This window comes from Natronogracilivirga saccharolytica, assembly GCF_017921895.1.
Taxonomy (GTDB): Bacteria; Bacteroidota; Rhodothermia; order Balneolales; family Natronogracilivirgulaceae; genus Natronogracilivirga; species Natronogracilivirga saccharolytica.
Genome location: NZ_JAFIDN010000012.1, coordinates 22,280 through 39,071, shown reverse-complemented (window position 1 = coordinate 39,071; position 16,792 = coordinate 22,280). Strand labels below are relative to the sequence as shown.

Genomic DNA, 16,792 nt, shown 5'->3' with positions numbered 1-16,792 from the left:
CAAACAAGAACAATCGTTACCATGCATAGTAAAAAGAACTACATCTACTCTATTGCCCTGGCAGCTTTGTTGCTGCTTGCCCCCGGCATCAGCTACAGCCAGGTAGCTATAACCGCCGTTCCGTTCCTGCAGATTGAACCGGACTCCCGTTCCGCTGGTATGGGGAATGCCGGTGTTGCCCTTGCCGACAACGCAAGTGCGGTATTCTGGAATCCGGCCGGACTTGCCTTCCAGGAAGGACACGAGTTCAGTCTGACGCACTCCAGCTGGCTGCCGGAATTTGATGTCGACATGTTCTACAACTATGTATCCGGCCGCTACTATGTTGAAGGTATCGGATCCATTGGCGGACATATTACATACCTCAACCTCGGCGAGCAGGTCAGAACCGACGAAACAGGTCAGGAACTGGGGACATTCTCCAGTTACGACCTTGCCTTCGGACTCTCCTACGCTTTCAAGCTCAACGATAATTTCTCGCTGGGAACCGGCCTTCGGTACGTATACAGCAACCTGGTTCCGGAAGGAACAGATGTGAGCGGACAGACGGCTCAAAACGGAACGAGTATCGGTCTGGATCTTGCGGCACTGTACCGGTCAAATGAATTTTCGGTTGGCAACCGGGCCGCCCAGGTGCGTGCAGGGATGAATCTGTCCAATCTCGGACCGTCCATTCAGTACACCGATGAAGAGCAGAAAGACCCGATGCCTACACTGCTAAGGGTTGGCTGGGCATATAAAATGGATATTGACAGCGACGGCTTCAATACCATCACCATTACCAATGACTTTTCCAAGATCATGGCCCGCAATGATGAAGACGGCATTGCCATGAATCCGATCGAAGCTCTGTTCAACTCATGGGATACCTGGCACAACTCGCTTGACAACGTTGATGTCCCTCTGAGCGAGCAAATCATGATCGGAGTCGGGGCCGAGTACTGGTATGACAATCTGTTTGCTCTGCGTGCCGGTTATTTCTACGAGTCACCCAACAACGGCGACCGGGAATTTCTTACCTTCGGTGCAGGTCTGCGCTACAACATGTTTGGTGTTGACTTCAGCTATATTTACACACTCGAAGAACAGCATCCGCTGGCCAACACCCTGCGCTTTACCGCTCTGCTGAGCTTCTGATAATTATTTTCAAAACCTGCAACCGCCAGTATTCCGAATGTCGCGTCTCCTGATGAAAAGCGGAAGCCTGACCCTGCTGTCATGGCTTCTGCTTTTTCCTCTTTCTGCCATTGCTGACCAGCCTGCTGATTACCTGCTTGCAGCTCCATACTATTCTGCTGATGAAACTGCTGCCAAAGCACGAGCATCCGGTACCATTCACATCGTTGCCGTTATGGTGGAGTTTCAGGAGGACGACAACCGGTTCACTACCGGGGACGGCACCTTCGAACTGGACTTTCTGGAACGCCATGATATCGTAATCGATCCGCTCCCGCACGACAAAGGCTATTTTGAAGCCCGCCTGGAATTTGCCCGAAACTATTTTAACACGGTATCCGGCGGCAAACTGGATGTTACCTGGGAAGTGCTCCCGGAGATTGTTCAGCTGGATGAGCCCATGAGCGCCTACTCTCCCACCGGAGAGACAGACGAAGAAAATTTCAAGCTGGCCAACCTGGCACGCGATGCCTGGACCAGTGTCAGTCCCGGTACTGTGCCCGATCTGTCCGGCCACGACCCCGATAAAACCATGTTTATTGTATTTCATGCCGGCTCCGGCAGGAATATCGAACTCATGGGTACCACACTCGACAAAACGCCTCAGGATATCCCCTCGGTTTACCTGGGACCGCAATCCTTTCAGCGCCTGCTTGATGAACCCGGTTTCGACGGGTTTGATATCGGTGAACCTGATCTCAAAGTCACTAACACCGCTCTTCTGCCGCAGACCCAGTCGCGGACCGGAGAAGATATCGCCGGGGATGAATATGTCCTTGAGCTCTCCATCAACGGATTGCTGGTCGCCAATATCGGCAGCTTCTTGGGTCTGCCCGACCTGTTCAATACCGACAGCGGAGCCTCGGCCATCGGGCGTTTCGGTCTGATGGACGGAGCCTCCATTTTCTCCTATCTCGGTCTGTTCCCTCCGGAGCCGTCCGCATGGGAAAAGATCCATCTCGGATGGCAGGAACCCTTTGATATCACACTTGATACCGAAGAGCCCGTCCGGCTTCCCGCCGTTTCCCTGCGGGAAGAAAACAGCATCGCACGCCACGCGATCTCTTCCGACGAGCACTTCCTCGTGGAAAACCGCCATCGAAACCCTTCAAATGAAGCGCTCGAACTGACCATCCGGACACCCGACGGAAATTATGTGACCAGAACGGTTGAACCTGATGATGAGCGCTTTGATCCGTTCGATGCCTCCGATTATGATGAGATCCTCGAACCGGGCGTGATTGTGAACGTCAGCAACTTCGACTGGAGCCTTCCCGGCGGACCTGATATCAGCACCGATGATGATACCGATGCAGACACCGACCGGATTCTGAACGGCGGCATGCTCATCTGGCATATCGATAATGCCGTGATCCGCAGTACTCTGGATGATAACCGCGTCAACGCCAACTCCGACAGAAGAGGGGTTCAGGTAGTGGAGGCAGACGGTGCGAGGGACATCGGCCGCTCCCCCGGAACCGGGCAGGACCGCTTCACAAACGGCCACGCCTTTGACTTCTGGTGGTCGGGCAACGACTTTACCGTCATCACCACCGCCGGCGACAGTATTGTGGTTTACGAAAACCGGTTCGGTCCGGATACTCGTCCATCCAACGAAAGCAACCTCGGCAGCCCATCCCATTTTGAGTTCTACGATTTCTCCGACAACATACCGGAGGCCTATTTTTATGCCCGCTCCGTTGCCGGAGATCTGACCGATCCCGTCTCACCTTCGTTTCCGGAGCTGCCGGAATCTGCCGGACACCCATCCGGATCAGCGCAGTTTCCCTCAGCACTTGTCTGGCTGGCCGATATGATTGATGACGGGCCCGACGAACTGATGATACCGTCACCATCCGGCTTTTACATCATTGCAGCCGGAGACAGTGAAGAAGACTATCGTTTTCTGGAACACCCTTTTCCGTCATCGCCTGTAATTGATGGCAACCAACTGCTGTCCGGACAAATGCCGCCGGAGCCGGCCGAAAGCAGCCAGGACATCCGCTCCTGGACACTGGAAAACGGTGACTGGGTTTCATCATGGGTGCTCGAAGGCCGCCCGTTCGGTCCGGGGCTTGTCAGCCGTGAAAATGACGGAAGCTATCGCGCCGATCTCACGCCGCTCACATTCGATGCCGATGGCGTCGTGCTCACAGACGACGGGCCAGCCGTTCAAAAAAGCGGGGAGACAGACGGAATTTACGCCGAACTGGAGGATGACAGGGTCGTCATTTCTGACGGTTCGTTCCATTACGACCTGCGCGGTGATAAGCGCGGCTCAAAACGAAAATATGTCGGCAATATCCGGTTTGACGGCAGCTCCGGCCCCTCCTTTTTTATTCTGACCGACGACCGTTTGTCGCTCATGGATATGTCTTCGGGCGGCGAGTGGGATGTTGAAACGGTTCATGAGTCATCGGAAATTTCTTGGCCCTCGCTTGTCGATTTCAACGGTGACGGATCACTGAATCTTTTTATTACTGACCCGGAGACAAACCGGATTTACGGTTATTACCGTGATGGCGGACAGCTTGATTACTTTCCGGTCCGGGCCCCGGGACAAAGCCGTTTTACAGGCTCGCCCCTTTTTGCGGATATTACGGGCGACGGCCATCAGGAGCTTGTGGCAGCTGCCGTTGACAGTCTGACCATGACCATCCACGCCTACGACCGCTGGATGAACCGGGTGGAAGGATTTCCGCTGACAGCCGGGAGCCTGTCCGATGATAACGATCTGGAGCCTCATCCGCTGCTCATTACCGGAAATCGCCTGTTTTCCGTTGCACCATCCGGCGAAGTGCGGGTATGGGATCTTCCTGAAGCCGGCGAAATTGCCTGGGGGCGTGTTTATGGCATGCAGGCCGGCAACAAAGCCGGTCGCAACATGGATAGGGAACGATCAGAGCGGGATGCATTCGGTATCCTCAATGAGAAAGAAACTTACAACTGGCCGAATCCGGCTGATGATCACACCCACATCCGTTTTGAAACATCCGAACCCGCCTCTGTCGATATTACGGTGATCAACCAGAGCGGGTCGACGGTTTATCAGACACAAACGGATTCACGTGGCAGAAGTCCCGAAGAGATCAGACTAAACACCTCCTCCTGGGGTAACGGTGTCTACTTTGCCCGTGTCCGCGCAAGAAGCGGCGGAGAGTCGGAAACGAAAATGATAAAAATTGTGGTAACGCATTGAAATTCGCAACAAACACTGATGTCATACCGCTGAAAAGGATATGTACCGGGACAGCCTTCAGGCCGGGGGCGTTGTTGTCCGCCCGTGCCCTTTTTGTGCTGTTCGCCGCTGCCTTGATCACCCTTTCCGCATTCCGGGCCGAAGCTCAGCGCAACCCTGCATTCTACGACTATCCTCAGAACCATCTCGACTGGTACACCATCGAGAGCGACCATTTCCTGGTTCATTTTCAGGAAGGCAGCAGCCGACCTGCCCAGGTGGCATCCCGGATTGCTGAAGAAGTGTACGAACCGATTACAGAGCTTTATGGCCATGAACCTGAGCACAAAGTCAGCATACTGATCATCGACCGGCTGGACTATTCCAACGGTGCGGCCTTCTTTTATGACAACAAGATCGAAATCTGGCTTCCATCACTCGACACCCCCCTTCGCGGAACACACAACTGGCTGCGGAATGTCATCACGCACGAATTCACACATATTGTACAGCTGCAGGCATCCATGAAACAGAGCAGGCGCCATCCTGCCACATATGTCCAGTGGCTTTCGTACGAAGATGTGCGCAGGCCCGATGTCCTGTACGGTTTTCCAAGCGGAATCATCACTTACCCGCTCTCCGGTATCAGCATGCCGGCATGGCTGGCAGAAGGCACCGCTCAGTATATGCGGGAAGAAATTTATTATGATGACTGGGATTCTCACCGGGACATGCTTCTGCGCACCCGCATTCTTGACGGAAGCTATCTCAGCCTTGAAAAAATGGGGACATTTGATTCAAAGACATCACTTGAGCGGGAGCTTGTCTACAATCAGGGGTTCGATTTCACCCGCTACCTGGCTGATCGTTTCGGTGAAGAGTCTATTGCCGATATTACCAGAGAATTTAGTCAAAGTGGTGTCTATGATGTTCGCAAGGCGATAAAAAACGCTACCGGAACGGATGGCCGCCAGGTTTTTGAGGATTGGATTGAAGAGCGCAGAGTGCAGTATGAGCATTTTGCCGAAAACAGGGATACCGACCCGGAACACCGGGAAATAATCGAACCGGACGGCTTTTTCAATTTTTATCCCACCTTCCACCCCGATGGCAACGGTATTGCCTACCTGTCCAACAAATTCAACGACGGCGCCATTGCCAGTCTCTTCTTTAAGAAGCTGGATTCTGAAGAAGAAGATGAATGGGATGGTTTCGAGGCGGAGCTGTTTGAAAATCCTGAGTCCTCGTTTTCCCACAGCCACCATGGCCATGGAGAGCATGTTATGGATCAAAGCGGCTCCTTTATCCGGCAGCAAAGCAGGAGAGGTTCCGGACCGGCCGGAAGCCGGGCGATGCGCAACTTATCAGACCGGGCGCATCTGACCGGACACGATGGACACAGCAGTGAATGTCACCTGCAGGCAACATCCTTGCGACGGCTGGAGACATCTTTCAGCTATTCGCCTGACGGGAAACAAATTGCATACAGCCGTGCGCGGCTGAACAAATACGGCGAACGCTACCGCGACATCTACATTTTTGATTCGGAAGAAGGCGAATCGCGCCAGCTCACGCAGAGCCGGCGGCTTCAGGATCCGGTTTGGAGTCCGGACGGCAAGTTCATTGCCACCGGCAAGATCGAGGATGGCTCCGTCAATCTTCACCTCTACGACATCGAAGCTGATTCCCTTATACGCCTCACCGAATACCGCCACGGCGAGCAGCTCTACCGGCCGGCATGGCACCCTGACGGCAATACGATTTACATTTCCTATTCCGACAAAGCCCAGCGGGGTATCTACAAATTGACCATTCCGGATGACATGGCCGGAAGCGTATCCGCTATAGAGCCCGTGCTGACAGATGCAAAAACCGATTACCGCAATCCGGTTGTGAGCAGCGACGGACGATGGCTGTATTACAGTGCCGATCCTGACGGTGTATTTAATATTTACCGGAAGTCACTTGAAAACGGACAGAAACAGCAGCTGACCAATGTCGTCGGCGGCGCTTTCATGCCGCACCCGCATCCCGAAAAAGACAAGCTAGCCTACTCGGAATACGATGCTGAGGGATACAAAATCGCTGTGCTGGATCTGTCAAAAGCCACCGTATCGGATTTCCCGGATGACGATTACTCAGGAAGGTATGTTTCTGATGAAGCAACCAGGGTTTCAGACTCCCGCACCGGCGCAGAACCGGCCCGAAACGGCATGGATGTTGCACCTGAACATTCAGAAGATGTCCGCCCGCAGACACCCTCTGCCGGTTCAGGCGGACTTTCATTTCTGAATGACTTTGATGATACCGATATTGATCCTCTGCCGGAAACGGCAAGTGCCGTAGCCGATACGGGTACCTATCATTTTGATCTGTCCACCCGCGGTTCTTCATCCGACCGGAGCTTTTACAGCTACGACGAGCAGTTTACCACATTTCAGTTCTATCCGGTAATTCGTTTCGACAACTATTCCCGTCTTGAGGGGAGAAACTCACGGCTGCTCGGAGACGCACAGTTCGCCGATCTCGGAAGCAATCTCTGGCGTGATTTCAAGGTGGGAACCTATTTCGCTTCGCGGGAGATGCGTGAAAACTTCAGCATTTTCGGCGGGGCACTGTTCGGCCCCGGATCCCGTTCCAGTGACGGTATCAGCAACTTTTTCCAGCCCTCCCGTCTTGTTAATCTCGACCGTGACCTGTTTCTCGAGGCGGAATACAGGGGCATTCCTTTTATCGAACGCCACTGGTCACCAACGGTATCCGTTTCCTTCTTCAACATCAGAAGAAATGTTCGTGACGGCCTTCAGATCGAAGAATTTCCCTGCACATCCTGCCTTCCGGATACCACATCAACCGACATTGCCTACAACATGTGGCAGGCGGAGGTGAACCTCATCAGCAAAATCAACCAGTGGAGCATTGTGGAGCTGGGCTACTACTACAGTCCCTACCGCGTTGAGACGGAATCGTTTGTCTCGCGGGAGTTCCGCGAAGAAGTTTCCGGATCAACGGCAAGATACTATATCGGTTCAACCTGGACAGCCGCATGGATTTTCGACCTCTCATTGCCCGACCGGCACGGGGATATCGCTCCGACCGGATGGCGCGGTCTGTTTCGGTACAGCTACTCTCCCAGCGAACTGCTTGATTCCTACGACATACGGGACGGCACCCTGATCCCGATTTATAATGAATATGACAACCACTCGGTCGAGGCTGACCTGAGGGTTGGCTTTGACTGGCAAGACCAGCGTTTCAATCTGCGCTCACGATTTTTCACCTATTTCGGCGGTCCGGATGAGTACTTCTATCTCGATTATATCGGCGGTATGATAGGTATGCGCAGTTATCCCTATTTTGCACTCGGCGGCAACACGACAGCCTTTTCCACCTTATCCTGGTTCGTTCCGCTGAAAACCGGCATTTACAGACAGCAGGGGCGGTTAACCCTCGACAAGGTGTTCCTTCGTCTGTTTGCTGAAGCGGGTAATGCGTGGGGCGGTCCGCTGAATATCGGCAGCGATATCAAGACCGGAGTCGGTGCCGAACTTCGTGTCGGCATGAACTCTTACTACTTCTTCCCGTCAAGTTTCTACATCAGCGGTGCGTATGGATTTAATTCATACGAACTACAGCTTCCGGAAGCGTTTATTACAGAAACACCTACCGGAACGGTTGATTACGGACAGCGGCTTTTGATCAACTTTGGTCTTCTGTTCGATTTTGAGTTTTAATCAGTACATGCTATAACTTCTACAACCAGCCAAACGTTTTATTGCAATGTTCAAGTCACTGACAGCCGCAATACTTCTGATATCCCTCTCACCTCTGGTGCTGCAGGCACAGAGCGGAGCATTTCTGAGTGAAAATAATGATTTATCCGGGCTTGACGGAACACCGGAACAATTTGCGGCATTAGAACATGATCAGCAGCCTTCTGTAAGCCGGGCAGACCTTCGTCCCTCGCCGGTGCTGCCGGGTCCGCGCTACATAACCAGTGATGATATGAGTCACGATAATGGATGGAATTCCGGATTCATGCAGTCCATCAGCACGCGCCCGGGTTATGCGTTTCTCGCTTCGGCTGTACTGCCCGGACTCGGCCAGGCTGCCAATCGTCAGTGGTGGAAAACGGCCATCTTTGCTGCCGTTGAGGCCACGGCCATCGGCGTCTACCTGCATTATGAAAACAGCGGCAGAGACGGCGAGCGGTATTACCAGGACTACGCGCACGATCACTGGAGTGTGGTCAAATATGCCCACTACTTAACCGACGAACACGGCCGCTATGCCGCCGACTTTGATTTTGAGTTTTCCGATCTGCTGACCGAACATGGTGTGGAAAAATACGAGCAGTACAAGGATGAATTCGGGTCCCAGCCGGACAACTGGCCCATTTACAACATCGATCACGACTGGCCCATGGTCGATATCGAAACACTTCGTGACGCGGAACGCAAAACGTTGTACGAAAACAACAATGCGTTTTCCCATACTCTCCCCGATTACGGGTCCCAGCAATATTATGAGCTGATCAGCAAGTATTTTCAGTACGGTCCCGGCTGGCGGGACTGGGACAACGCCGGTCCCTATGACATTGATGACGAAGTCATGACCGACAGGTTCTGGTACCACGCACAGATCGGATACGATTTCAACACCGAGCTCAACACGGCCAGAAACATGCTCAAACTGCTGATTGCCAACCATTTTGTAGCGGCATTCGATGCCTATTTCACCCAGCAGTTGCGCCGCGCCCGCATGCAGCCCACCGCATCCATGGAATACGGATTGCGCCCAACATTTGGATTTAATTACCGTTTTTAAAAAAAAGCGAGTAATTTTACTGTAATGACAAAAATATTCCGATTCTTTTTCGACTTTATTACTGACCGCAAACTCTACTATCTGCTTGCCGGACTCATCCTGTTCGGCGGGGTTACCCTTATTGCGATGGACAGAGTTATCATGCCGGCCTATACCAAGTACGGCCACGGGATTTCTGTGCCTGATATCAGCCGCATGCCCCTTGAAGAGGCCAAAGAAAGGCTGGAATCACGTGGTCTGCGATACGAACTTGCCGCAAAACGCTCAAACGAAGCCTTTCCGCCGGATTATGTCATCGACCAGACACCTAAAGCTGGAATGATCGTCAAGCCGCAGCGGAAAGTATACATCACTATTAATACGCTGGCCACACCAACGGTTTCCGTACCGGATGTGGAAAATCTCTCATTGAGAAACGCCTCTATCCAGCTCCAGAACGCCGGGTTGCAGGTCGGCAATGTGACGCATGAGTCATCGCCATTCCGGAACAGTGTCCTGAGACAATCCGTACCGTCAGGACGGGAAGTCGACCAGAACACAACTGTCGATCTGGTTGTTGGTGACGGACTTGGCAGCGACATGGTTGATGTGCCCGATATTTCCAACATGCATCTGACCGAGGCACAAAACAAGCTTCGCGAGGCCGGACTCAGGGTTGGAACCATTGACTTTCAGCCAACAGATCAGGTGACTCCAAACACCGTTTTACGTTATCATCCGGATGACGAGCCCTCCGTTTACGAAGGAACCGCCATCGACCTGGTCGTTTCCGTAAGCGCCGGAGAGGATGAAGAAGAGGAAACCGGTCCCGTCATCATTGACGAGTCGGGGGAAGTAGAGGATGATGAATTCGATCAGGAAGATGATTTTGACCCGGAAGAAGAGGATGATTTTGAAGATGATCAGCAGGATGATCTCCCTCCCGATCCCCGTGAGTAATGATCAAACATTAATTCTTCACCGAGAACTGCAATGAAATCCATGCATGAAACATCACCGCCTGTTGTTGCTCCATCCATTCTTGCAGCAAATTTCCTCCATCTTGAAAATGATATCCGGCAGGCGGTTGACGGCGGGGCACCCTGGATCCACTGTGATATCATGGACGGACACTTCGTGCCCAATATCAGCTTCGGGCCGGATGTCGTTGAAACCGTCAGATCTGCAACCGATGTTTTTCTGGATGTTCACCTCATGATTGAAGATCCCGACCGCTACATAGCCGATTTTGCCAGAGCCGGGGCTGATCTGATTACCGTTCACGTCGAAACGTGCCCGCATCTGCACCGAACGCTGCAGTCCATTCATGAACTCGGATGTCATGCCGGTGTTGCCATCAATCCGGGTACGGCACTCGGTACGTTGCGCGCTGCGCTTGAGGATGCCGATCTGGTGCTTTTGATGACGGTCAATCCCGGATTCGGGGGGCAGAAATTCATCCGGTTCAGCTATGACCGTCTGCGGGCCCTGCGGCTCATGCGCCAGGAGCTGAACAAGTCATTTCTTATTGAAGTAGACGGTGGGGTGTCGCGATCCAATGCATCAGATATTACATCCGCAGGTGCTGACGTTCTTGTAGCAGGAAGCAGCGTATTCAAAAGCTCTGATATTGCTTCTGAAGTGGATGCAATACGGAATGCTGCAGGTGCTTCTTATCGTTCTGATTATGTATAACCGTCAACTCAAAACAACTGCATTTACCTATCGAAACGCATACAGAAAAATTCGAAACAAAATCCATATTTATCGACAGCGTGGATCCGGTTGTGGTACTGGGACTGCAGGACCGAATCCTCAAACAAATCGATGAAGCTTATACTGAGAGCAAACTTACCGTCCGCGGCAACGAAATAAAAGTCACCGGTCCGCCGGAACAATTTGAAGGCATTGAAGCCATCATCAAAGAGCTCATCCGGCTTGCGAGAAGGAACGGAGCGGTAACCGAAAATGATGTTTCAACCCTGCTCTCGCTGCAGAAGAGTGACCGGATGCTTCGCCAGGTCACCATTTCGCCCGATGAAACACTGCTCTATACCACCACGGGCACACCCATATCGGCCCGCACCGCAAATCAGAAAGTCATCGTCAAGGCATCCAACGAAAATGACATCGTGTTTGCCATTGGCCCTGCCGGAACCGGCAAGACCTACACATCGGTGGCGCTGGCCGTTCGCGCACTGAAAGAACGCCAGGTAAAAAAGATCATTCTTGTACGGCCCGCAGTTGAAGCTGGTGAAAGCCTGGGTTTCCTGCCCGGCAACCTTAAGGACAAAATTGACCCCTACCTCAGACCGCTTTACGATTCCCTTGAGGAGATGCTTGATTTCGACAAGCTGGAAATGAATATAAACAAGAACATCATTGAAATAGCACCGCTCGCCTACATGCGCGGCCGCACCCTCAATAATGCATTTGTGATACTGGATGAAGCCCAGAACGCCACGCAAATGCAGATGAAAATGTTCCTGACCCGTCTTGGCGTTAACAGCAAAGCCATCATCACCGGCGACCTGACCCAGACCGACCTCCCCAAAAACCAGCACTCCGGGCTGATGACCATTCAGCATATCCTCGAAAAAATCAAAGGCATTTCATTTGTCTACCTTGATCAGAATGATGTTGTCCGTCATAAACTGATCCGTGATATCATCGAGGCTTACGAACGTTACGAAGATAAAAAGTAAACATGATTGCATCTCTTCATGAGGGCACCTTCTCTGTCGGCAGGGACGAGAAATTTGTGCCCATAGATCCGGGCGACCAGCCTGAACGTGGTGCCCTGAAACTGGCTCTCAATCCTTTTCTCATTCACAATGATAACCTTACGGCTCTTATTGATGCCGGGCCGGGTCCGTTCGGCCCCCTCGATCATTACGAACTGCTGAACCGGAACCTGGAAGAGCACGGACTTGCCCCGGATGATATTCAGCAGGTTTTTCTCAGCCATCTGCATATGGATCATATCGGCGGACTGCTTCATGAGCAGTTCGGAGCATTTGCGCTGACCTTTCCAAATGCTGAAATCTGGCTTTCCGGTGAAGACTGGAGACGTTTTGTGGCAAATGCAGAGGAAAAAGGGCACGATGCCACTTCCCGGTGGGCGCTGTTTCTGGAAACACATGCAGAGCTCCGGTTTGCTGACGAGGAATCTCCCGGAACAGATCAGATTGAAATGAAAACCATCGGCGGTCATACCCGCTATCATCAGGGTATTTTTTATGACGGCCCGGAAGGCAAAGCCATGATGCTCGGAGATGTTCTCGGACGTCCGGAAGCCGTCAACCGGAAGTTTTCAGCCAAATTTGACTTCGACGGAGCGAAAAGTCAGGAAATGAGAAATAAGTATTTGCAAATGGCACTGCAAGAAGAGTACTTTATTCTGACGTATCACGGTGGAAACGGAGCCATTTTGAGATTAACAGGGTATGACAGCAAAAAAGGATACGACATACAGCACATCACATCAGGACGTCTCGGCAACGCTTCCTGACACAACTGTTGCATTGCTTCAGGAAAAGGGTATCGGCAAACCGGACTGTGCCATCATACTCGGTTCCGGCCTTGGTGCCCTGACCGGTTTTTTGAAAAACAGTGTGGTGGTACCCTATTCTGAAATCCCCGGTTTCCCCGAAACCAGTGTTGCCGGACATGACGGTGCGCTGCATTTTGGTCAGCTGGGCAAAAAATCGATACTGGCCTGGTCCGGGCGATTTCATTTCTACGAGGGCCATCCTTTTGAACGGACCATCCTTCCCGTCCGGGTCACCAAAGCGCTGGGCTGCAACTCCCTTCTGGTAACCAATGCCGCCGGTGGAATCAACACCCGCTTTCAGGTCGGTGATCTGATGCTTATTGATGATCTGCTGTATCCGCTGATATCTGTCAGTCCCCATAACAGCCCGATCAACAAACGCTACGCCGCCGACAGAATGGTGAGCCGGATTACTCACATGGCCGCCGAAGAGGGCATTGCAGTAACGCGCGGCACTTATCTGTATGCAAAGGGACCAAGTTATGAAACCAAAGCGGAAATCCGCTCATTCCGCATCATGGGCGCCGACGCAGTGGGAATGTCTACGGCCGCGGAATTGAATGAAGCACTCCGGCTTGACATGACCTGCCTCGGGATTTCACTTATCACCAATCAGGCCACCGGTGTCAGCAAGGAAAAACTGGATCATGGCGAGATAAAAGAGGCGGCAACCCTGAGGGAAAAAGACATCATCGCACTGATCTCCAGAATCATGTCCGATGAAAACAGCCCCATCTACGGGAGCATGTCATAATATTGATGTTCCGGAGTACCTTTTCAAATAATTGTCGAGTTTGATTTTTTTGCGTGCACTCTCGCTGCTCATGTACCGAATTTTTCCGAATATCGGACGCTCCGGCCCCCAGGCTCTGTCAAATCGGCCGAATATCCAGAAAATCCCGGAATAACTGTTCGGATCTCTTCCGTCAATGGCATAGTAGTTATTCAAATCAATGAGGTAAGCCAGTGCCGTTTGCGGATCCGGTGTCCACTCCAGTACTTTTTTACCCCAGAGCATCCTCATATAGTTGTGAATCCGGCCTTCCACCCTCAGCTGGGTCTGAGCGGCATTCCAGATGGGATCGTGGGTTTTCGATGCGGCAAGCTCTTCGTACGAGTACACATAATCCCTGTGGTCATCGGCATGATCCGACAATGTCTCACGCGCCCAGTTTGGAAGGGAGTCAAACTGGTCATAACCCGGCGTATGCCAGGCAAAATGAAACCCGGTTTCCCGCCAGGTGATGACTTCATCCAGGAAGGATTCCGCAGCGCTGTGCCCTCCGAAAAAACCGGATCTTTTTCCGTTAACCGGCCGGACACCCGACACATCCCATCCATCCGGCTGCATTTCAAACACTTTGCTTACCACCTCAAAAGACGAAATCTTTCCGAAGTGCAGCCACGGACTCAGCCTGCTGGTCCGCTCTTTATCCGGATCATTCCGGTCATCATCATAACGCAAAAGATCATTTCCGACAAAATCATCAAGCCGCTCAAGCCCTGCCTTTCGCGTTCCCGTCATGGAAACAGGCCCGATATCCTGATCCAGGTCTTTCAATCCGGCAGTAAATGAGGCGATTCTCTCTGCGGACTTCAAACGCTCAAATCCGGCTGCCTGTTTGCTGCAAATTTCCTGTGGCAAACCCGGACTGCCATGATCCGCCAGCCCTTTGAGTGGATGTGCATTCGGTGGCTGTTCCCAGCAGGCAAGAAAGTTTTTCTGCATCATCCGCCGGAAAACAAAGGCAGAATAGGGCGCTTTTTCGGAGAGTGCCATGGGAATAATACCGTTGGCATCGATGGTATGAAACGGGATATCCAGCTCCTCCTGCAGCTGCTGGTTTCGTTCTCTCATAATAAAGACCGGATATTCGTCAGATATCAGAATAGCGGCATTGCGGCATAAGTCCTTCACCAGACGCATGTAGCTGCCGGGCTCTTTTTCCGGAAAAGGAATATAGGTGAGCGACTGCACATCAGGAAGTTCCGCGGCATGCTCGGCCATACCTTCCAGGATGAAGGCTGTTGTGCGCTGCGATGCCCATGGATAGTTGCAGGCCAGCCCTTCCAGAATCACAAGCGGCTTGCCGGTTTTGTTGGCGTAGGCAACGGCATACTCCAGTGCAAAGTTATACTGAAGCCTGCGGTTGATCTGCATCCAGTACAGCACATAATCCCCCTCCGAAATCGGTCTGGAGGCGATCTTTACCCGGCTTTTCCCGGTATCTGCCCGGGCTTTACCGTCTGAATGAGCCGAACTGTCGTGCGGACCGGCAATGCGGACGTTCTTTCGGAAACTGTTAATATTCTTCATCTGAAAAACTTTTTCGATTTTTAATGACTGCTCTGTTGCCGCAATCTTGTTTAACACTGCTTTTGTCACTCCGGAATCATACCCGGTCATGGTAATTTCATATTTGCGGGATTCAATAGCACGCTATGAATTATACCTCTTCAACTCTGCCAGAAACACCTCTGACTGTTCACGAATATTCTGTTTCTCTTCTTCCCCTTTTTTATCCCAGGTGCGGATCATAAACCCGATCCTTGGATTTTGTTTGAGTTTGTCATGTTCCCTGTCGACAAAATTCCAGTACAGATAATTAAACGGACACGCAGATTCGCCGGTCCTTGCTTTTACATTGTAGCGGCAGCTCTTGCAGTGATTGCTCATCTTGTTGATGTAATTGCCGCCCGCGACATAAGGTTTGGATGCCAGCACACCACCATCGGCGAAGGTGGACATACCCAGAACATTGGGCAGCACCACCCATTCATGCGCGTCGACAAACGCAAACCAGAACCAGTCCAGCAGCCGGCGCGGATCTGATCCGGTGAGATTGCTGAAGTTGCTCAGGATCATAAGCCGCTGAATATGATGAGCATAACCGTGATCCAAAACACTTTGGGTTGCCTGACTCAGGCAGTTCATATCAGTATCTGCCGACCAGTACAGGTCGGGCAGCTCCTCACCGTAAGAAAAATGATTGGCTTCCCGGACATCAGGCATCATTGCTTCGTAATAAATCCGTATATACTCACGCCAGCCGATGATCTGCCTCAGAAACCCTTCAACCGAATTAAGGGGAAGTGTTTTGCTGTCATCGCCTTCGTCATTGCCATCGCTGCCCCCGCCCTTTTTGCCGGAGTCTGTTTTTTGCTTTTTGGATGCGTCATATGCTTCGATTGCAGCCTCACAAACCTCGCGGGCAGTCAGCAGACCGATGTTCAGATATGGCGAGATCAGTGAATGAAACAAAAACGGCTCTCCGTCGGCCATTGCATCCTGATACGGGCCAAAGTTTTCCAGTCTGACATCCAGAAAATTCCTGAACACCTGCAATGCATCTTTTCTTGTGACAGCATAGGCAAATCCCTCAGTCGACCCGAAATGATCGGGAAAAAGACGGTTGACATCCGCCATCACCTCCTGAGTGATCTTATCGGGAGTGAATGAGGGAGATTCAGGCACGTTCTCATCATCAGGCAGCGATTTCCGGTTGCGGTCATCGTAATTCCACTCCCCTCCTTCGGGCTTGCCGTCATCCATCAGGTAACCGGTCTGACGACGTATTTCCCTGTAGAAGAACTCCATCCGGTAGCCGTTGCGCACGGTGTCCGTCCAGGATCCAGCATCTGCCAGAAAAAATGTATTGGGGATGATCCGGATGCGCTCGCCAAATGCGTCCGCAAGTTTCATCATTTCCATTCTCGGCGTCCACTCCGCCGGCTCCATGATTACAATTGAAGCATCGCGATGGCTTTCAAGATACTCTCTCAGAAAACCTGCTGACGTTTTTTCCGTTTGGCTGAGAATAACATCATAACCATCCTTTTCAAGTTCCGATGCAAAATGCCTTCGTGCACTCCATTCCAGCACAAGCTTCTTCTTGTGGAAAGGCAGGATGGAGGCATCGGCGACCGATTCAGCCATGATAACGGCATCCACGGAAGAAAGCTCTTCCGGAAAACAGTTCAGATTGAGCTGATCCTGGTGAATGTAAAGGAGTTTTCTCACAAAACGGGATGATTGATAATACTGTGTGCGGACATCACAAGCCAAAAGTAAAGTCCGG

Annotated in this window: 11 protein-coding genes; 9 read left to right on the top strand and 2 right to left on the bottom strand. The window is 52.0% G+C overall.

The window, feature by feature from the left end:
* The first annotated feature begins 21 nt into the window (after window positions 1–21).
* From porV to NATSA_RS13130, 9 genes are all read left to right on the top strand, one after another.
* On the top strand, window positions 22–1,137 hold the full coding sequence (porV, locus tag NATSA_RS13170; RefSeq protein WP_210513070.1) for a type IX secretion system outer membrane channel protein PorV: 1,116 nt from the start codon (window positions 22–24) through the stop codon (window positions 1,135–1,137).
* A gap of 37 nt (window positions 1,138–1,174) precedes the next feature.
* On the top strand, window positions 1,175–4,375 hold the full coding sequence (locus NATSA_RS13165) for a T9SS-dependent M6-like inactivated metalloprotease (protein WP_210513069.1): 3,201 nt from the start codon (window positions 1,175–1,177) through the stop codon (window positions 4,373–4,375).
* Entirely contained in the window at window positions 4,372–8,088 is a 3,717-nt protein-coding gene (locus tag NATSA_RS13160; protein WP_210513068.1) for a PD40 domain-containing protein, read from the top strand. Before NATSA_RS13165 ends, NATSA_RS13160 begins: the two co-directional genes overlap by 4 nt.
* A 46-nt stretch (window positions 8,089–8,134) precedes the next feature.
* Window positions 8,135–9,181 carry a DUF5683 domain-containing protein gene (locus tag NATSA_RS13155; RefSeq protein ID WP_210513067.1) on the top strand — a complete coding sequence of 349 codons (1,047 nt, stop codon included), beginning with the start codon at window positions 8,135–8,137 and terminating at the stop codon, window positions 9,179–9,181.
* A 24-nt stretch (window positions 9,182–9,205) separates the two neighbouring features.
* A complete protein-coding gene (locus tag NATSA_RS13150; RefSeq protein WP_210513066.1) occupies window positions 9,206–10,120 on the top strand; it encodes a PASTA domain-containing protein in 915 nt (304 codons plus the stop codon).
* A 33-nt stretch (window positions 10,121–10,153) separates the two neighbouring features.
* Entirely contained in the window at window positions 10,154–10,855 is a 702-nt protein-coding gene (gene rpe / locus NATSA_RS13145) for a ribulose-phosphate 3-epimerase (protein ID WP_246481831.1), read from the top strand.
* A gap of 71 nt (window positions 10,856–10,926) precedes the next feature.
* A complete protein-coding gene (locus NATSA_RS13140) occupies window positions 10,927–11,865 on the top strand; it encodes a PhoH family protein (RefSeq protein WP_210513138.1) in 939 nt (312 codons plus the stop codon).
* 2 nt (window positions 11,866–11,867) lie between these two features.
* Window positions 11,868–12,671, top strand: a complete 804-nt coding sequence (locus tag NATSA_RS13135; RefSeq protein WP_210513065.1) for an MBL fold metallo-hydrolase — start codon at window positions 11,868–11,870, stop codon at window positions 12,669–12,671.
* Window positions 12,607–13,467, top strand: coding sequence for a purine-nucleoside phosphorylase (locus tag NATSA_RS13130; protein WP_210513064.1), 861 nt, complete (start codon window positions 12,607–12,609; stop codon window positions 13,465–13,467). The genes NATSA_RS13135 and NATSA_RS13130 overlap by 65 nt, the downstream gene beginning before the upstream one ends.
* Here the strand turns inward: NATSA_RS13130 and NATSA_RS13125 are convergent.
* Both NATSA_RS13125 and NATSA_RS13120 read right to left on the bottom strand, forming a co-directional pair.
* Window positions 13,462–15,030, bottom strand: a complete 1,569-nt coding sequence (locus NATSA_RS13125) for a hypothetical protein (RefSeq protein WP_246481830.1) — start codon at window positions 15,028–15,030, stop codon at window positions 13,462–13,464. The genes NATSA_RS13130 and NATSA_RS13125 overlap by 6 nt on opposite strands.
* A 123-nt stretch (window positions 15,031–15,153) precedes the next feature.
* Window positions 15,154–16,734 carry a cryptochrome/photolyase family protein gene (locus tag NATSA_RS13120; RefSeq protein WP_210513063.1) on the bottom strand — a complete coding sequence of 527 codons (1,581 nt, stop codon included), beginning with the start codon at window positions 16,732–16,734 and terminating at the stop codon, window positions 15,154–15,156.
* Between the last annotated feature and the right edge of the window lie 58 nt (window positions 16,735–16,792).